The organism is Polyangium sp. 15x6, assembly GCF_029960785.1.
Taxonomy (GTDB): Bacteria; Myxococcota_A; Polyangia; order Polyangiales; family Polyangiaceae; genus Polyangium.
This window is the reverse complement of the sequence record NZ_JASBQE010000078.1, coordinates 1-18,184: the sequence shown is the minus strand read 5'-3', so window position 1 is coordinate 18,184 and position 18,184 is coordinate 1. Positions and strand designations below refer to the sequence as shown.

12 protein-coding genes are annotated in these 18,184 nt (G+C 66.1%); 2 read left to right on the top strand and 10 right to left on the bottom strand.

What is annotated here, in order from left to right; genetic code table 11:
* Positions 1-5: 5 nt before the first annotated feature.
* Together QHF83_RS38470 and QHF83_RS38465 are read right to left on the bottom strand one after the other, a co-directional pair.
* Positions 6-1,601, bottom strand: coding sequence for a lipase maturation factor family protein (locus QHF83_RS38470; RefSeq protein ID WP_282423047.1), 1,596 nt, complete (start codon positions 1,599-1,601; stop codon positions 6-8).
* 99 nt (positions 1,602-1,700) lie between these two features.
* A complete protein-coding gene (locus tag QHF83_RS38465) occupies positions 1,701-2,069 on the bottom strand; it encodes a VOC family protein (protein ID WP_282423046.1) in 369 nt (122 codons plus the stop codon).
* Positions 2,070-2,226: 157 nt separating this feature from the next.
* On the opposite strand from QHF83_RS38465, the gene QHF83_RS38460 reads away from it, so the two are divergent.
* Together QHF83_RS38460 and QHF83_RS38455 are read left to right on the top strand one after the other, a co-directional pair.
* Positions 2,227-2,919, top strand: coding sequence for a YafY family protein (locus QHF83_RS38460; protein ID WP_282423045.1), 693 nt, complete (start codon positions 2,227-2,229; stop codon positions 2,917-2,919).
* A 138-nt stretch (positions 2,920-3,057) separates the two neighbouring features.
* Positions 3,058-3,879 carry an NAD(P)H-binding protein gene (locus tag QHF83_RS38455; RefSeq protein WP_282423044.1) on the top strand — a complete coding sequence of 274 codons (822 nt, stop codon included), beginning with the start codon at positions 3,058-3,060 and terminating at the stop codon, positions 3,877-3,879.
* Here the strand turns inward: QHF83_RS38455 and QHF83_RS38450 are convergent.
* From QHF83_RS38450 to QHF83_RS38415, 8 genes are all read right to left on the bottom strand, one after another.
* Positions 3,869-4,885: a hypothetical protein gene (locus QHF83_RS38450; RefSeq protein WP_282423043.1), complete on the bottom strand. Its 1,017-nt coding sequence runs from the start codon at positions 4,883-4,885 to the stop codon at positions 3,869-3,871. The two genes, QHF83_RS38455 and QHF83_RS38450, sit on opposite strands and share 11 nt — an antisense overlap.
* A 179-nt stretch (positions 4,886-5,064) precedes the next feature.
* Entirely contained in the window at positions 5,065-6,144 is a 1,080-nt protein-coding gene (locus tag QHF83_RS38445; protein WP_282423042.1) for a prohibitin family protein, read from the bottom strand.
* 23 nt (positions 6,145-6,167) lie between these two features.
* Complete coding sequence (locus tag QHF83_RS38440) at positions 6,168-6,848, bottom strand: DUF697 domain-containing protein (protein WP_282423041.1); 681 nt, start codon at positions 6,846-6,848, stop codon at positions 6,168-6,170.
* A 37-nt stretch (positions 6,849-6,885) separates the two neighbouring features.
* On the bottom strand, positions 6,886-8,427 hold the full coding sequence (locus QHF83_RS38435; RefSeq protein WP_282423040.1) for a substrate-binding domain-containing protein: 1,542 nt from the start codon (positions 8,425-8,427) through the stop codon (positions 6,886-6,888).
* Between the two features lie 11 nt (positions 8,428-8,438).
* Complete coding sequence (locus tag QHF83_RS38430) at positions 8,439-9,164, bottom strand: DUF6875 domain-containing protein (RefSeq protein ID WP_282423039.1); 726 nt, start codon at positions 9,162-9,164, stop codon at positions 8,439-8,441.
* On the bottom strand, positions 9,161-10,786 hold the full coding sequence (locus QHF83_RS38425) for a cyclic peptide export ABC transporter (protein WP_282423038.1): 1,626 nt from the start codon (positions 10,784-10,786) through the stop codon (positions 9,161-9,163). Before QHF83_RS38425 ends, QHF83_RS38430 begins: the two co-directional genes overlap by 4 nt.
* Positions 10,783-12,414 carry a cyclic peptide export ABC transporter gene (locus tag QHF83_RS38420; RefSeq protein WP_282423037.1) on the bottom strand — a complete coding sequence of 544 codons (1,632 nt, stop codon included), beginning with the start codon at positions 12,412-12,414 and terminating at the stop codon, positions 10,783-10,785. The genes QHF83_RS38425 and QHF83_RS38420 overlap by 4 nt, the downstream gene beginning before the upstream one ends.
* The coding region (locus tag QHF83_RS38415; protein WP_282423036.1) for a non-ribosomal peptide synthetase at positions 12,402-18,184 on the bottom strand (5,783 nt) is incomplete at its 5' end. The genes QHF83_RS38420 and QHF83_RS38415, both read right to left, overlap by 13 nt.

The following is an 18,184-nucleotide window of genomic DNA, read 5'->3' as shown; positions in this document are numbered from 1 at the left end:
GGCTCCTACACCGGCGCGGAGTCGGTTTTCGTGATCGTAATCGCGGGGAAATACAGCCCGAGCTGCTCCCGCTCCCACCACATGCCCGTGCGGCGCCGCGTCTCGATGTCCGTCATGCGGTACTCGTAAAGAACGGCGCGCACGTAACGCGGTGGCCGATCCGGAAACGGACAGCGCTGGAGCAACGCGAGCACCTCGGGCGATCCCTCCAGCAGACGTGCCAGGAACGCGACGAACCAGCGTGGCGGCGGCCCGAGCGCGGCAAACCACATCTGCCAGTCGAGCCGTGGTTGATGCGGCGCGACCCAGGGCGGGGGCCGGCGCGGATCGGTGGGCTTGTACCGGAATTCGTACTCGAGCCAGCGGTCTCCGTCGTCGGAGCCTTCGATCACGATCTCGGGTCGACGTACCGTCATGACGCTGAAGAGCCCGTACGTGTTGACCGAATGGATGGGCACGAGCGCGTTCAGCATGCGCGAGAGAATGCCCGGCGGGCTGCGAGGGCCGTAGCGTTCGAGATGTGCGCCGAGGGTGAGCGTGAAGAGAAGGCCCGCAGCCGCTCCGATCACGAAGCGCCGGACGCCCCGCATCGGCCGCGCGGGCCCCGTGGCCCGAAAGAGGGTTTTCCCGAGCAGCGGCTCGTCGTCCAGGAGCCATGACCCGAGTACGACCGTGAGCAAATTGAAAAATCCATAATTGCCGGTGGCGGCGATGCCCGCCTGTAGTCCGGCGAGGGGCCAGAAGGAAAACCGCCGGAGGCGCCGGGGAGCGAACACGAGAAACGGCACGATACACTCGCAAAGAAGCGCGAGCCTGGTCGACAGCCGCTGGACGGGGCGGGGGAGCTGATGCGCATACCACCCGAGCGGGGTCGGGAGCGGCTGCGTCTCGTAATGGTAGCCGAGCGCGGTGCGGTTCTTCCACGTGACGTCGCCGGACTGGAGCTTCGCGAGGCCCGATTCATAGTAGAGCCGGAAGACGTGCCATCGCAGGAGCAGCACCGCTTGCCACGGAGGGTCCTCGCGGCCGAGGCCCGGACGCAGGCCGCGTGGTGCGATCAGGAGCGCGTGCAGGCTGCTCTCGAGGAGGAGCGCGTCCCATTGAAACGACAGGAACGTGCCGCTGGCCGAGACGAACGAGAGGTAGAGCGCCCAGAGCAGCAAAAGCACGGGCCGAGGAGCGACACCGAGCACGAGCAGCGCCGCGAGGAGCTTTCCTGCGCGGCAGGCGCGAACGAGCGTGGCATCGGACGCATCCACCCAGAAAATCGACGGCACGGCCTGGTAGCGCTTCGGTCCGAAGACGTACCGGGCACGCTCGAGCCGCTCTCGAATGGGGAGGATGCCGCGGCGGCCATGAAGGCCGAGCACCTGCGAACCGAGCGAGGCGAACGCGAGGTAATGGACCGCGCCGAGCGAGCGCAGAAACAGCCATCGAACGACGCGGCTCCGGGGCTGTGAAGCGGAAGGACGGCGTGTGATACGCCTCTCGACCCATGCAGCGACTGAACGAAGGATGGGCAAGCGCGCGAGCCACCCGAGCGCTGCGAGGTTTGGCGCTCGAACGAGGCCATCGTGGATGAGCACGGGCTTTCGCGACATGCCGAAACCCCGAGGCGGAACCTACGGCCCGCCATTTCATCCCGCGAGTGCCATCCGGCCCGCGCCGGAGCGCCGTGCCTGGCTCGCCCGGCTCGTGCGTCAGCCCAAAGACGAGAGGACGAACTGGTTGCCGTCCGGGTCCTTGAAGATCGCGCTCGTGCCCCACGACTCCTTCTTTGGCGGCTGGACGAACTCCACCCCGCGCGCCTTCAGCTCCTCGTAGGTCTTTTCCACGTCGGCGGTGGCGAACGAGCCATTGAAGAAGGTGCCGATCCGCGACTCCTGTCCCGGCGGCGTGAAGAGCACCACGCCGGTCTGCGCCCCCGGGATGGACAGCTCGATCCACCGCTGCCCCGGGCCCATGGGCTGGTCGGTCTTCACCTGGAAGCCGAGCTTCTGCGTGTAAAACTCGAGCGCCCGCTGCTGATCCTTCACCGGGATGCTGACGAACTTCACCTGGGTAATCATGCGGTTTTGCTTTCTGTGGTGACGAGGAGGGTCGTCCTGCCGGCGCGCTGATCCGGACGGTACAACGAGACAGGGCGAGCGGGCAATGGCCACGGTCCGCGCCGCCGGTACACAACGGGCTCGACGCCGGCCGTTCGTCCTGCGATCGTCGTGGTCGATGGGTAGGACCGAACGCCTCTTCGCAATCATCGACGCGCTCCGACGCCATCGACGCCCGGTCACCGCGGCCGAGCTCGCGGCCGAGCAGGGGGTCTCTGTACGCACCCTTTATCGGGACGTGCAGACGCTGATCGGACTTGGCGCGCCGATCGAAGGCGAAGCGGGCGTCGGCTACGTGCTGCGGCCCGGCTTCTTCCTGCCGCCGCTGATGTTCACCGCGGAGGAGCTCGAGGCGCTCGTCCTCGGCGCGCGCTGGGTCGGCGCGCAGGTCGACGAGAGTCTTGCCTGCGCCGCGAAGAACGCGCTCGCCAAGATTGCGACCGTCTCGCCCCGGGAGCTACGCGAGAACATGGACGACACGAGACTTTGGCCGGTCGTGCTCGACGGGGCCAATGCGGTCCCGGTGCCCGCGCTCGGCCTCGTACGGCAGGCAATGCGGAAGGAGCGTGCGCTCGCGCTACGCTATGAGGACGAGTCCAATCGCATCACCGAGCGCGAGATCTGGCCGGTGCAGCTCGCGTACTACGAGGGCAAGCAGATCGTCGGGGCATGGTGCTGCTTGCGCGCGTCGTTCCGGCATTTCCGCACCGATCGGATCGTGAGCCTCGCCCTCACCGAGCGACCCTACGGCAAGGCACGCCGCGTGCTGGCCCTCGAATGGTTCCAGGCCTGGGAGCGCGAGCGCGGCTAGCCTGCGCCGCCCCATCGAGGGAAATGCGCTCGCGTGTGGTTTGCTCCTGCCATCCGTTGTCAGCAGGGGTGGTGCAGGTTCTTCGGTGTCAACCCCAAGGCGCCCACGAGGCGCCCTTCACCCCCATTTGAGGAATCAATGAAAATCTTGGTCACAGGCGCGACCGGCACCGTCGGCCGCGAGATCGTCAAGCAGCTCGTCGAGGGCGGTCACCACGTCCGCGCGCTGTCCCGCAATCCCGCGCGAGCCCATTTCCCCGCCGGCGTCCACGCCGTGGCCGGCGACCTGACCGCGCCGGACACATTCGCGGAAGCCTTCGAGGGCATCGAGGCCGTGCACTTGATCAACTTCGGCGGCGACGATTCCGCGCCGCTCGAGACCGGGGCACGGCTCGTCGCGCTCGCCGAACGGGCCGGGGTGCGACGGATCTCGGTGCTGCTCGGCGGCGCGCCCGCGCCGCTCGATGAGGCGGTCGCCGCCGGGAGCGTCGATTGGACCTTTCTGCAGCCGGTGGAGTTCATGTCGAACCACCTCGAATGGGCGGCGTCGATTCGCAGCGAGGGGCTCGTGCGCGAGCCGTTTCCCGACCGGCTGAGCGCGGTCGTCCATGAGGCCGATATCGCGGCCGTCGCCGTGGCAGCATTGACGCAGGATGGCCACGCAGGCAAGACGTACACCATCACGGGGCCGGAAGTGCTCAGCCTGCGTCAGATGGTCGATATCCTCGCCGCTGCAGCCAAGCGCGAGATCAAGCTCGTCGCGTTGACGGAGCAGCAAGCACGCGAGCGGTGGCAGGGGATGGGGTTTTCGCCCGAGGCCATCGAGTTTTTCGTGTACATTTATGGTAATACGCCGGAAATCGGATACACGGTCACGCCCACGGTCGAGCAGGTGACCGGGCGACCGGCGCGGACGTTCGCGCAGTGGGCGGCGGAACACGCATCCGCGTTCACTTCGTAGGTGAGCCGCCGAAGAGCGCGCGAATGGCCTCCTCGGCCGCATCCGATAGGACGTCCCTATCGAGGCGCAAGGGGTCGTCGAAGAATGCCGCGGCGGCGGTTCGATCGACGATGTGCGTCCCGACGAGCGCGATCGAGCGGTCCGTATCGAAAATGTTCTCGGCCACGATGATACGCGCCCCGTCGACGATGCGCTCGTCGGCGGCGCGACCGGCGACGGGCTCACCGAGCCATGCCGCGAAATATTGGATCGACAGATTGCCGGGGCGTGCCATGTGCGCCGTCCCGATCACCACCCGCAGCCGCGCGCGCTCCTCGGGCGTCATGCGCACGGCCCACGCCGTCACCTGCGCGTGGAGGGTCATTACATTCTGGTAGGCGGCCTCCCTTATGTTCTCCAGGACGTCGGCGCGCTGCGAGCGAACGAACGCGCCGAGCGTGCTCGGCGTCAGGCGCTTCTCGCGGGTGGTTTGATCGATGAGCGAGAGCGAGCGGGTCAGGATGCGCCGCTGGCGCTCGCGCTGGGCCACGTCGGAAAACCTCGCGTCGATCGTGGAGAGCGCCGCCCTGAGGAGGGCTTCGTAGGAGACGAGCTTGCCGAGCTGCGCCTCGTCGATCGGGCCATCAGCTCCAGAAAGCAGCAAATAGAGGGCAAAGGGAACGTGCGCGAGGGTCTTGAGCTCGTGATAACGCTCATTCGTGGCCGGCCGCTCGAGCCGCTCGCCACGATGCAGGAGGACGAGCGTATCGCCGTATTGCACGAGCACTGGTCCGGAGGCCGCGAGCATGGCGGCGCGGCGCTCGGTGTAAGCGTCGCGGAAGGCGCTGTTCAGGGGGCAGAGCGGGTCGCCGGAGGGGAGCGGGCATGGCCGCGCGCTACGGACATGTTCCGTGGGCGGCGGCGTTTGCGCGTCCTTCGCGGGGGAGACCCGCCCCGCCTGGCACGCGGACAAGAATATCAGCGGAAACATGGCCACGAGCACGCGGGCCGCGCTCCCTGCACGCATCGTCATCCCCTCCCTCGGCCGCATGGTGAACCTCGAATGGCAAGGCTACGCCATACGCTGCGTCGCACGAGAGTCGGGCTCCTTCGGAATGGGCCGTCAGGCCAATGCGGACCAAAAAACGGCCACGTTCCGCCCGGAACTGTACGCGGGGAGCAGCGGCGGGAGCGCGTCCCACGTCGTCACTGCCCGTTCCCCTGTGCCCCCTGCTGGCTCGAAGCCTGCGCAGATGCCGCATCGGCCGCGGACGTACCGGTTCCCTGATCCTTCTTTACCTCCGTGCTTTTTTCGACCGCGGCCGCCGCCGGGGGAGCGACCGTGGCCCCATCGACATTCATGAGCATCTGCGTGCCCGGCCCGCCGCCGAGCACGACCACCTTCGAGTTCTGCGATTTCGCGAGCTCGATCTGCGACTTCGCGAGCTCCAGCGACGCCTCGATGCTGCGCCACTTGAGGATGTCCGGAGAAACCTTGGTCGCGATGAGGTTGTAATCGCGGATCCCTGCCGCCTCCGTGCGCCTCCGCTCGGCCTCTTTCTCTTCCTTCTCCAGCCTGAAGCGATACTCGAGCATGAGCTGCTCTTGCTTGTACTTGTCCGCGATCGCGCTCTGGACGATCTCGGGCAGCTCGATATCGATGAGCTTGAGCTCGTAGAGCTGCACGTAGGGACGCGCATTACCACTTTCATCGAGGCGCCCGAGCGCCGATACCTTGCCGACCTCCTGGAGGAGGTCACGCACGCTCGTGTAGATCTCGTGCGCCGTCCGGCTGCCGAAGGTGCGCCGGACGTGGGACTCGACCTCGGGTCGGATCAAGCGCTCGAAGTAATCGACGCCGATGTCCTGGTGTAGATAACCGAGCATCTCCATGTTCGGTTGGTATCGTACGGAGACCTCCACCGGGAGGTTGAGCCCCTCCTCGCTGAGCACGTCGAATTTCAGCTTTTGCTGCTGCATTCGCGTCTCGTAGACGGTGAGCTCGTCCCAGGGGGGGATCACGTTGAGCCCCTCGCCCCAGAAACGATTCGTCACCGTCCCACCGAGGAAAAAACGATACATGACGGCGCTGCTCCCCGCCGGCACGCGGATGAAGATCCGCGGCCAGAGGAAGCCGACCACGAACAGGAGGACGACCAGCGTCGTATAGAGGGTGAATCGTGCCTTCCGGAGCCACTTCGCGAGCCGCTCCCGGAAGGGTGGCTTCTTCGCGTCGCCACTCGAAGATCCATTTTGCATCTCTTCATCCGCTTCCGGTTTGCTCATTGGCGGCTCTCATCAAGGGCTGGTCAGGACGGCTTGGTCGTCTTGGCGTCCTCTTGGGACTTCTGCACGTCCGCGACGTACTCCTTGGCGTTCTCGAACTCCTGCTTGAAGTAGCTGCGCACCTTGTGCGGGTCGAAATCGAGCAGCGTACCGCCTGTCTCGAAATGCATGACGAAGACCTTGCCCAGCGCCCGGGTGAACGCGGCCGAGATGACGGGGACCGTCACGAAGCCGAACGCGGTGCCCACGAACGGAATGAGCTTCCCCAGGCTGGCACCGAGCACGGCGCCGGCGCCGACGCCGAGGACTCCCGAGAAGAGCGAGCCGATGAGCTTCTTGGCGATGTCCTCCCGGAAACTGAGCTCATAAAGCTCCGAGAGCTCGGCGAGCATTTTCACCTGGATGCCCGTGACCGCGACGATGTCGACGATAGGCACGGGAACGAGCCCGGCGCCGAGCACCCAAAGCACGTTTCGCCGAATGACGGCATCCGCGCGGCCCACGCGCGAAACGGGCTCCGGGGACTTCGGCGCGGCGTTGCTCCGGGCCTTCTCCTCGGTCTTCGGCGCGGCGCTCGGCCCGGCCTTGGCTTCTGCCTTCGGCTCGACCTCGGGGGCGCTCGTCGCCTCCTCTTTCACCTCGATTCGAGGCTCGTCCGTCTTCTTCTCCGTCGGCTGATTGGATTGCGTGGTTTCAGTCGCCATGATTCTCCTCCGTTCGCAAGCTGCAACGATGGGCGGGTCAGTGTCTCCCCGTCGCGTCCCGCCAGGCGCGAACGAGCTCGTTCACGAATTTGCCGTCGAGGCGCGGCGCTTCGACGAACGGCGCGTCGATCTCCACGCCATAACGTCGGAATCTGAAGAAAGGATTCTCGGAGTCCTCGATGCTCCGGAGCTTCAACTCGGGGGTCGCCGGCCGAAGACCCCGCTTGACGGCCAGCTTCTGCATCTCCGGGCCACGAAGGAAGCCGATCCACTTCTCGGCAGCCGTGCGTTGCTCGGCGGTGAGCGTCCCGTCGTCGAAGATGACCACGGGATGTTCGTTCACGAGCGTCGGCTGCGGGTACACGACGCGCAGCTCTGCCATCACGTCCGCATGGTTGTCGAATTGCTGAAGAATCGTGAAAACGAGCTGCTCCTGCGTCACCACGGCGTCATATCGGCTCGCGCCGAGGTCGAAGATGGCGTCGGTCAAGAGGGGCGCCGACGGGGTGGGGGCCGGCGCGCCCGCTTCGCATCGCTTGAGCCAGCGCTCGAAAGCCTCCCGCCGCTCCTGGAACGAGCGAGCGAAATCCGGCTCGGCAAGGTCGCCACGCACGACCACGCCCTCTTTGGCGGGTTGTCCGAGCGCCTCCTTGATCCGCTCCTTGAGCGCGGTCGGCCTGTCGTTCGGAGGCAATGCGTAATCGTAGGCCATGAGGTAAAGCGCCGCGAGCCCCTCCGCCGAGCGCGTCGGCGACGGGTGCTCGAACTTCGCCCTTCCCCACCGCTTCATTTCGTCCGCCGTCGGAAACGGCGCGATATAGGCTCGTTGGGGTTTCTTGTCGACCCGCCGAGCCGCGGGCGCCGGCTGTGGCGGGAGCGCGGCCGGGACGACCGAGCCGTACCAATCGCTCCACGTCCCTGGCACCATGTGCTCGAGGGCCATCTCCTCGAGATCCTGCGGGTCCCGCGGCACCCCCGGGCACATCGCGTCCACCCACAGCCCCTCGCCACTCTTGCTTTTCTCGAGGATGGCTTCGAGGACCTCGAGCCGATCTTCCCATATCAAGATCACGAGCGGGGATCGGGCGAGAGAAACCTGCTTCGTGATGTCGAACGGTGATCGGCCGCGGCTCTCCTTCCAGCGCCCATCGAGGTAACGAAGGACGAGATCGTCCGCGGGCGACCAGAGCGTCGGTTTTACCTCCCCCTTCAGGATGGAGTCGGCTCCCTCGATACCGCCCGCCGCAATCGCCTTGATCTGGATTTTCGGACATATCTTCGCGAACCGAGTCGCTGCCTCGTCGATCCACGCCTGTTTGTCACTGCTGTACAGCATCTCGACGATGACGGGGTGTCCGTCGTGCGGCGCCGAGCCACAAGTCTCGCTCGAGGCCTCGGTCACGATCTTCATGTCCACGAGCCGTGAGGGCTTTGGAAGGTCGGGCACGAGCCTGCCACCTCGCGCGAAGAATGTTGCGAAGAGGGCGAACAGCCCCGAGGAGATCACGATGTCGCGAATGGTGAGCCCGAGTGTCGTTTTTTTCGAGCGAGGTTCGTCTTGTTTTCGCGTCGGGGCCACGAGGTCCTCCATCAATCGACGTTCGCCTCGGGTGGAAACGCGGCGTCCACGACCGCTTCCCAGAGCGTCGGCATCTTGGGGATGTCGGCGGCTGCGACGCGCGCCATGAGCTCGTCGCGGGAGGAGACGCCGAACTTCCGGACGTACGCGCGCAGGCACTCCGGGCGCGAGAACAAGAACATCAGATCGGTGAGCTGCATCGAGCGAATCACCAGCATCGGGTGCGGTGCCTCGAGGGGGCGGTAATCGGGATTGTGCAAGCCGGGCTCGAGGCAGCCGGGGTAGAATTGGCCTATCATCAACCCCTGGGCCGTGATCTCGGGCTTCAGCGCCTCGTGCACGGGGTCGATCAGCAGCGGCCCCCCGTCGTGGGGCAGGCCCGGAAACAAGGTCAGGATGGCGCGGAACTCGCGGCCGACCTCGGTGGCGGGCGGCAGCGTCGGAAAGCGCGCCGCAAGCGCGCGCAGCACCGGCTCCACGGCGGCCGGGCGGAGCTCGCCCTGGTACACATGAAAACGGATGGACCGAAAGCGGGTCAGGGCAGGCCCGACGAAGGGACACACGTGGCCCTTGCGACCGATCTGCGGATCCGGTTTGGCGATGGAGGTCTGGAGCCAGGCCAGCACCTCGAGCAGCTGCGCGCGGGCAGCCGCCGGCAGACCGGCGCTCTGCTCGACGAGCTGGTTTGCGCTGATCAATACAGGCTCATGGGCCAATGTCTCGATGCTCGGGTTCATGCGCGTTCCACAGACCGAATACGGCCATACTCCATGGTGATCACTCGATCCGCACAGTGGAAGAATCGGTCGTCGTGGGTGACTGCAATGACCGTCTTCCCTCGCTGCTTCATTGCCGGCAAAAGCTCTTCGTAGAAGTAGGCGCGGAACTCGGGGTCCTGATCTGCGGCCCATTCGTCGAACACACAGATGGGCCGGTCCTCGAGGAGCGCCACGATCATGGCCAGGCGTTTGCGCTGTCCGGTGGAGAGATTGCGGTTCGTGAAACCCTGGTTCTCGAACGACGTCTTCTGCTTGAGATCCATCTGCGCGATGAGCCGATGCACGGCCGCCGGGTCGACGTCGAGCAGCCCATAGAGCTTGGCGAACAGGTGGAAGTCCGAGTAGATGGCCGAGATTTTCTCGCGATATGCGGCCACGTTGCCGGAATCGACACGTATCCCGCCGACCAGGAGCTCACCGCCCGTCGGCGGATACAGCCCCGTGAGCACCTTGAGGGCCGTCGACTTGCCGCTCCCGTTTCCGCCGACGATGAACACGATCTCGCCTTCCGCGATGTCGACGTCGAGGGGGCCGATGCGGAACGCGCCGTCGCTGTCATCGGAGACGTATTCGAATTCGATGCCGCGCCCAGCGATCGCGCCGAATCCGCCTTGCCACGCGTCCTCGACGTCCAGCGCGATTCGTGTCTCCTGGATGGCCTTGTCGAGCTTTTCCTCCAGCGTCCGCGCCCTGTCCAGCGCCACATTCGAGCGGATGTATGCGGGCGCCCCCGTGATCAGCACGGTCATGGGCCCCCAGAGGAACAGGATGGCCGCGACGATACCGATCAGCGTCGAGGAGTCCACGTCGATGTGCTGCGGAATGACGATGACGATGACGCCGAGCAGCGCATAGAGGTTGCTGCTGGCGAAGATGAAATTGTCGCCGTTCATCTCGCCGGACTTCAGGTTGAAGCCCTGCAACGCCTCCGATGACCGCTCGATGTCGGTGCGGATGTCGCGGCCGCGCCGGCGGCTGAGCTTGACCTCCTTGAAGCCCTTCAAGAGGTCCGTGAGCCGATCGAAGAACGCGACGCGTGCGTCCCCGAGGCGCTGCAGATAGCGCTCGAGCTCCTTGGCCCTGTCTCGGTACGTCGAGTAGCCGATGGTGAGCAAGAACGTGATGGCGATGAAGGTCGGCAAGGAGAGCCAGGCGACGTACAGCACCGCGAATGCAAGGATGAGGGCCGCTTGCAAGAAGGCCGATATCAGCGGCCCGTAGTTGGACACGACGCTCAGGTTTTCGGTGATCCCGTCGTGGATCTCTGCGGTGCCGATGCGCTCGACGCCCTGGATGTCCGCCTTTTCGAGCTTGTCGACGATCCTGATCTTGATCCGGTGCAGCGCCGATTCCACGACCGTGGCCGTCCGGTAGTACACGTACTTGGCGCTGAGATAATGGCCGGCGACGACGAGCGCGAAGAGGCCGGCCGCAGGCAGCCCCGAAAGCTCCGGCGCGCCGGCGACGACGTTCGCCCCGATGAGCACGAACATGCTCGTGGCGCCCGCCACGCACGCCGCCATGAGAATGCGACGGCGCTCGCCACCCGCCTCCTGGGTGATGAGATCGACGATCGTCAAGGCGCATCCATTCGGGGGGTCGCCTGGACCTTCCCGTAGCTCAGCTTGATGACGCGGTCCGCGCAATGAAAGTAGCGATCATCGTGGGTGACGGCGATGACCGTCTTGCCCCGGCCCTTCAGCGCGGGCACGAGCTCCTCGTAGAAGTACCTGCGGAATCCAGGGTCCTGATCGGCGGCCCACTCGTCGAATACGTAAACGGGGCGATCTTCGAGGAGTGTCATGATCGTGGCCATGCGCCTGCGCTGGCCGGTCGACAGATTGCGCCGGGTAAATTGCTGCTTCTCGAAAGAGGTCTTCCCCTCGAGGCCCATCTGCGCGAGCAGCGCGCGCACCGCCTCCGGCTCCGCGTCGAGCATGCCATAGAGCTTGGAGAAGAGGTGGAAGTCCGAATAGATTGCCGAAATCATCTCTCGGTACGCGGCCACGTTCTCCGGCTGGACGAGGACACCGCCGACGCGCAGCTCTCCGCCGCTCCGCGGGTAGAGCCCCGTGAGCACCTTGAGCAGCGTCGATTTGCCGCTCCCGTTCCCACCGACGAGGAAAACGACCTCGCCCGGCTCGATGTCGAGGCTCAGGGGGCCGACGCGGAAGCTCCTGTCTCCGTTGCCTGCGGGATACTCGTACACGATATCGCGCGTCGAGAGGGTGCCGATGCGACCGTTCCACGGATCCTCGGTCTTCTGGACGGCCGCTCGCTGAACGGCCTCATCGAGCTTCTCCTCCAGCGCCCGGATCTGTTCGAATGCGACGCTGGAGCGAAACACTGCGTTGAGTCCTCCGGCCACGCTGGTGAAGGGGCCCCACACGAACGCGGTGCACGTGACCAGGCTGGCCATGGTCTCGGTATCCACGTCGACGTACCTGGGCATGGTGAAGATGACCGCCCCCAGCAGGATGTACAGGACGCAGTTGGGCATGACCAAGACGCCGCTGAGCCCCTCGGCCGTCCTCACGGCGCCGGTGCGGAGGGACTCGGCCATCCCCACGATATCGTCGTGGATCTCACGCCCGCGCCGGCGGCTGAACTTGGCTTCTTTGAAGCCCTTCAGCAGATCCATGACCCTATCGAAGAGCTCGAGCCGTAGCTGCCCCATCTGGCGCAGCACATCGACGACCTCTTCGAATCTGTATTGAACGATGAAGAACCCGAACACCAACATGAGCGCGATCAGCGCGAAGGCGGGCGGCGAGATCCACGCAATGTAAACGAGCCCGAACACGAGGACGAAGAGCGCCTGCAGGAAGCTCCCGAGCACCCACCCTTGCTCCGACACGACGGACATGTTCTCCGTGACGCGATCGAAGATCTCTGCGGTCCCGATGCGCTCGAGCCCCTCGAGCTCGGTTCGCTCGATTTTCGAGACGATTCTCGTCCTGATGCGGTGGAGCACAGCCTCGACGAGGGACGTCGTCCGGTGGTACGTCGCTCGAGCGCCGAGGATATAGAGGGCCATCGTCGACCCGAACAGGAAAAGCGCCCGCAGGTCCGCCTGCTCCGGGGACCCGGCGAGGACATTGGCGCCGACGAGGAGGAGCGCGTTCGCGATACCCCCCATCGTTGCGACGGCCAGGATGGCAGCCCGCTCCCCCTTCGCCTCCTCGAGGAGAAGCTCTAGGACGTACATTGCTGCCCCGCGATCGAGCGTGAGGTGCAGTGCGCGATGAGGCGTCGCAGCGAAGAGAGGACCTTTTCCGCGATCCTCTCTATCGTCGATTTTTCGTACATCGCGAGGCTGTAGCCCCACGTGAGCCGCAGTCGCCCGTGCATCACGATGCCACTCAATGCGAGCTCATGAAACAAGGCCATGTTCGGGCTCGCGCTCGTGTGCTCCGTCCCCGCGAATTCCCAGGTCGAGCCTGCCTCATGCTGCCCGAGATAGTTGAACAGCACCGGCATTGGCACGGTGAGCGACGCGCGCACGGCCTCGTCCGGGTGCGCATACCGCAGCCAGCCGTATCCCACGCCCCGCCCTGGCACCGACCGGAGCTGCTCCTTCACGCCATTCAGCAGCAGAGCGGGATCTTCCCCCGGAGGGACGCGCAGCGAGAGCGGGAACAGCGACGAGAACCACCCCACGGTGCGGGACACGTCGACGTCCTCCACCACGGGCTCGCGACCATGATGCTGCAGTGCCACGCAGACCGTATCCGTCCCGGAGGACGCGCTCAATCCCTCTGCGAACGCCGACAAAAGGACCGCATGGATCTCCGTTTTACCCGCCGAACCCACGTCGTGGAGGAGCGCACGGGTCTCTGCCGCTGACAGCTCCACCTCCAGGGTGCGGCTATCGCCGAAGGTCCCCACCGCGCCGTCGCGGTCCCGCGCGCCCGGCGTCACGCCGCCGGCGCATTGCGCCTGCCAGTACCCGAGCTCCTCCGACAGACCGCCGCCCCCGACAAACGCGTGCAATCGCTCGGACCATTGGCGAAGGGATGTCGTCTTGGGTCCGAGATCCGGCGTCCGCCCAGCGATCAATGCGTCGCAGGTGCGCTCCACGTCCTCGCACACGATGCGCCATGACACGATGTCCGTGACGAGGTGGTGCATGGCGAGGAGCAGCCGCGCCCCGCCTTCGCCCATATCCAGCCACGCAGCGCGGAAGATCGGGCCGCTGGCCAGGTTCATGCCCCGTTGCAGGACCTCCGCTGCCTTCTTCACGGCGGCATCACGGGCCGAGGGCCGGAGCGACGACAGATCCACCCGCTCGAGCACGAGGGTCGCCCCCTCTTCGTGCTCCTGCACCCACCCGGCGTCGGTACGACGATATCGGAGCCGCAATGCGTCGTGCTGCTCCGCGAGGATCCGCAGCGCCTCTGCGGCGATCTCCGGCAATAGCGCGGGCGGCGGCGTCCACACCATTGCCGGACTGAAATGCTGGGCATCCTCGGGATCTCCATCCAGGAACCAATGCTGGATCGGCGTCAGCGGGACCGACCCGGTCACGGCACCCTGCTCCGCGAGGACCGCGCTTTCTTTGCGCGCCGCCTGCGCGAACTGCGCCACCGTCTGGTGCGCGAACAGGTCGCGCACGGTCACGTGGAGGCCGGCTCGTTTGGCGCGACCTATCACGTGGATCGCGAGGATCGAGTCCCCTCCGAGATGGAAGAAGTTATCGTGGATCCCGACGGGTGAGACTTGCAGCACCTGCGACCATAGCTCGGCGAGCGTGCGCTCCGTCTCGGTCCGCGGCGCCACGTACGAGGTCTCCGCCGCGCTACGCGTCATCTCCGGTGCCGGTAGCGCCTTGCGGTCCACCTTGCCGCTGGGATTCAGCGGCAGCGCCGTCAGCCGCACGAATACAGAGGGGACCATGTATGCGGGCAGCGAGGCCTGAAGGTGCTCGCGCAGCGTGCTCTCCGTGCATTCGTCTTCTCCGGCCACCACGTACGCGACCAGCCGTTTGTCGCCAGGCGTGGACTCCCATGCGACCACGGCGCACGCTCGCACCGCCGAATGGGACGACAGCACCGCCTCGATTTCGCCGAGCTCGATGCGGAAACCCCGGATCTTCACCTGATGATCGATTCGCCCGAGGAACTCCAGCTCTCCGTTCGCGTCCCATCGGGCGAGGTCACCCGTGCGGTACATCCGCGCCCCGGGCACATTCGAGAACGGGTCAGGGACGAACCGCTCCGCTGTCAGTCCGGGGCGCCCCAGATAGCCGCGCGCGAGCCCGTCGCCCGCGATGTACAGCTCCCCAGGAATGCCCACCGGGACCTGCATCAGGTTTCGGTCGACCACGTGGAGCTGCGTATTGGCGATACCTCGGCCGATCCGGACGTAGCTCTGCTCGGCGTCGATGCGATGATGAGCAGACCAGATCGTGGTCTCCGTCGGCCCATACACGTTTCTGACCGAGGATGCCCGGCGTGCGAGCTTGGCCGCGAGATCCGGCGTCATCGCTTCTCCACCGCACAACACCTGCAGGGGCCTTCCGCCCTTCCAGCCTGCGTCGATGACCATGCGCCATGTCGCAGGCGTCGCCTGCATCATCGTCGCGCGCTCCAGGGCTCTCACCAGCGCTTCCCCATTGCTCGCGTCTTCTTGCGACGCGAGGTGGACCGAGGCTCCCCGGAGCAAGGGCATGAACAGCTCCAGCCCGGCGATATCGAAGGACAGCGACGTGACGGCCAGCATCACGTCCCGGGGCCCGACCTCCATCTTTTCGGCGAAATCGTGGAGCAGGTTCGTCAGCGCGCCGTGCAGAACCTGGACGCCTTTGGGCCTCCCCGTCGAGCCCGACGTGTAGATGACGTAAGCCGCGTTCTCCGGCCCTACCTGGGCGCCGGGAGCCGTGAGCGGCTGACCCTGCCAAGGGGGCGCGCTCGCATCGAGGTGTACCGTGACAAACGCGTGCGCGGGAAGCTTGCCCTCGAGGCGTCCCTGGGTGAGCAGCACCGCGGGCCGCGCGTCCGTCAGCATGTAGGCCAGCCGCTCTCGCGGATAGCCGGGGTCGAGCGGCACGTACGCGCCGCCCGCCTTGAGGATGCCGAGCAGCCCCACCACCATCTCCAGCGAACGCTCGACGCATAGCCCCACCAGCACCTCCGAGCCCACGCCGAGCGCGCGCAGGTGGTGGGCCAGCTGATTCGAGCGCTGGTCGAGCTCCCGGTAGGTGAGCTCTTGCTCGGCGAATACCAATGCCACCGCGTCGGGGGCTCGTGCGGCCTGCTCCTCGAAGAGGTCGTGAATGCACTTGCCCTCGGGATACGCGGCCGCCGTATCGTTCCAGGCAGCGAGCTGCTCGTGCTCCGCCTCGGTCAGGAAGGCAAGCTCGGACAGGGGTTTGTCAGGGTGCGCCACGACGTCGAGGAGCAGGGTGCGGAGGTGCTCGCCCAGCCGCTTTGCCGCAGCATCGTCCACGCGTGTCGTGTCATAGGCCAGGTGGACGCTGGTCCCTTCCGCGTCACGGACCACGGCGAACACCAGCGCGTTTTTCGCGGTTGTCACACTGGAGGACATCGCTTCGAGGAGCGGTGACCACCCCGCCGCGATCCCGGTATGCGGCGCCGACACATCGAAGAGAAGCACGTCATACAGCGGGTTCTCATCGCCGTGCCTGGACAACCCCTGGTCCTGCACCACCACGTCGAACGGCAATGCCTGATGCTCGTGGACCTCCACGGACGTGCGCCTCGCAGTCGAGAGCAGCTCGCCAAACGTCGGGTTCCCCGAAAGGTCGGTCCGCAGCACGACCGTGTTCGTGAAGAAGCCGAGGAGGTTTGCCGTGCCCGGCACCTCGCGATTCGCGATCACCGCGCCGAGCCCGAAGTCCTTCTGGCCGCTGTAGCGCGAAAGGACCGCCGTGAGGACGGCATACCACGCCATGAACGGCGTGCAGCCATGGTCACGTGCGAGCGCCTGTAGCGCGCTGCTCGCATGCTGAGGAATGCAGAGCGTCACGCTCGCTTCAGGGCCAGGGCCGCCCTCCGAGGCAGGGCGGAGAATGGGCAGCTGGAGCCGCGGCACGCCGGCAAGTTTGTCCTTCCAGTACGCTCGTGAGGTCTCGAAACCGCCTCCTGTGAGCGCATCCTGCTCGGCTCGTGCATAGTCGGCGAACTGGTACGAAAGCGCCGGCAGATTCGCAGGCCCGCCGCGGCAGCACGCCTCGTACAAGCGCGAGAGTTCGGAGAGCAGGACGCCGCTGGACCATTCGTCGGTGATGATGTGGTGCTGGAGGACGAGCACGACATGGTGCTCGGCGGCCATGGTCACGACGAGCACGCGTGTCAGCGGCCCGGCACCGAGGTCGAAACGAACGCCGATCTCGGCTTCCAGGAGCGCGCGCAAGGCGGCTTCCCGCGCCGCTTGGGGCAGCGCCGAGACGTCATCCACGCGCACCGGAATCGATACGCCCTTTGCCACGACGCGTCTCGGCAGGCCGTCGACCTCGGGATAGGTCGTGCGCAGGATTTCGTGGCGCTCCGCGAGCAACGTCACGCTCTGGCGCAGTGCCGGCTCCGAGAGCGCGCCTCGAATGACGAACGTCTGCGGGACCTGGTACGACAGCGCCTCGGGGGATAGTTTGTCGAAGAACCACATTCGCCGCTCGGTCCCCGAGAGGCCGGCGTACGCGGGATCGGCGGTGCCGCGCGGCAAAGGGGAGACCGCGGCCACGGGCGCCGGTTGTTTCTCCATCCCGTCCAGCGACGCCGCCAGGGCGGCCACCGTCGATTGCTGAAACAGCGTGGCCACGCTCAGTCCGAGCCCGAGCCGCGCCTTCACCGCGGACACGAGGCGCACTGCCAAAAGTGAGTGGCCGCCGAGCAGGAAGAAGTCGTCGTGCGCGCCGATGGGCCGCACCTCGAGCAGCTCTTCCCAGATGGTCACGAGCGCGCGCTCCGTCTCGGTCCGCGGCGCCACGTACGAGGTTTCCGCCGCGTCGCGCGTCGCCTCGGGCGATGGCAGCGCCGTGCGGTCTACCTTGCCGTTCGTGGAGAGCGGCAGTTTGTCGAGGAACACGAACGCCGACGGCGTCATGTATTCCGGCAATCTCGCGCGGATCCACTCTCGCAGATCGCCTGCCGTGCAAGCGCCGTCCTTCGCCACCACGTATGCGACGAGGCGTTTGTCTCCCGGCGCGTCTTCACGCGCCACGACGACGCACGACCCCACGGCGGAGTGTGAGGAGAGCACCGCCTCGATTTCACCCACCTCGACGCGGAAGCCTCGAATCTTCACCTGGTGATCGGCGCGACCCAAGAACTGAAGCTCGCCGTCCTCGTTCCAGCGCGCGAGATCCCCGGTGCAGTACATTCGGGCGCCGGGCTCCTTCGAGAAGGGATCCGGGACGAACCGCTCTGCGGTCATGCCCGGACGATTGAGATAACCACGCGCCAGGCCCACCCCGGCGAGGTGGATCTCACCGGCCATTCCGATGGGGACCTGCCGCTTTTCGCCATCGAGCACGTAGATGTGCACGCCGTGAATCGGTCGGCCGATCGAAAAATTCTCCGGGCGTTCCGGGTCGAAATAGGCTTGCGCGCCGAAGATGCTGAACTCGGTAGGGCCGTAGGAGTTGAGCACTCTCCGGCCCTTCGCCCACTGCGCGACGAGCGCGGGCGAGGTGGTGTCGCCGGCCAGGGTGATATGGCGCAGATGGGGCGCGCGGCAGTTCAGGACCCGCAGCATCGCGGGGGGAATGAACGACACGGTGACCCCCCGGTTGTCCAGGCACTCCGCAATGCCCTCGACCGGGCCGTAGGCATTGCTCGGTAGCACGCACGCGGCGCCGTTGCAGAGCGAAATCATCCAGTCGATGATCGCCCCGTCGAAGGCCACCGCTGCGCTCTGGAGCACGCGATCGCTCGGATGAATCACGAACTGCTCGCGCAGGAATGCGACCCGCGCGGAAAGCCCTCGGTGCTCGTTGACCACCGGCTTGGGTTTGCCCG

Excerpts from the sequence above, each read along its gene's own strand:
- QHF83_RS38470 (WP_282423047.1), bottom strand. The coding sequence starts at position 1,601 with ATGTCGCGAAAGCCCGTGCTCATCCACGATGGCCTCGTTCGAGCGCCA.
- QHF83_RS38465 (WP_282423046.1), bottom strand. The coding sequence starts at position 2,069 with ATGATTACCCAGGTGAAGTTCGTCAGCATCCCGGTGAAGGATCAGCAG.
- QHF83_RS38460 (WP_282423045.1), top strand. The coding sequence starts at position 2,227 with ATGGGTAGGACCGAACGCCTCTTCGCAATCATCGACGCGCTCCGACGC.
- QHF83_RS38455 (WP_282423044.1), top strand. The coding sequence starts at position 3,058 with ATGAAAATCTTGGTCACAGGCGCGACCGGCACCGTCGGCCGCGAGATC.
- QHF83_RS38450 (WP_282423043.1), bottom strand. The coding sequence starts at position 4,885 with ATGCGTGCAGGGAGCGCGGCCCGCGTGCTCGTGGCCATGTTTCCGCTG.
- QHF83_RS38445 (WP_282423042.1), bottom strand. The coding sequence starts at position 6,144 with ATGAGCAAACCGGAAGCGGATGAAGAGATGCAAAATGGATCTTCGAGT.
- QHF83_RS38440 (WP_282423041.1), bottom strand. The coding sequence starts at position 6,848 with ATGGCGACTGAAACCACGCAATCCAATCAGCCGACGGAGAAGAAGACG.
- QHF83_RS38430 (WP_282423039.1), bottom strand. The coding sequence starts at position 9,164 with ATGAACCCGAGCATCGAGACATTGGCCCATGAGCCTGTATTGATCAGC.
- QHF83_RS38420 (WP_282423037.1), bottom strand. The coding sequence starts at position 12,414 with ATGTACGTCCTAGAGCTTCTCCTCGAGGAGGCGAAGGGGGAGCGGGCT.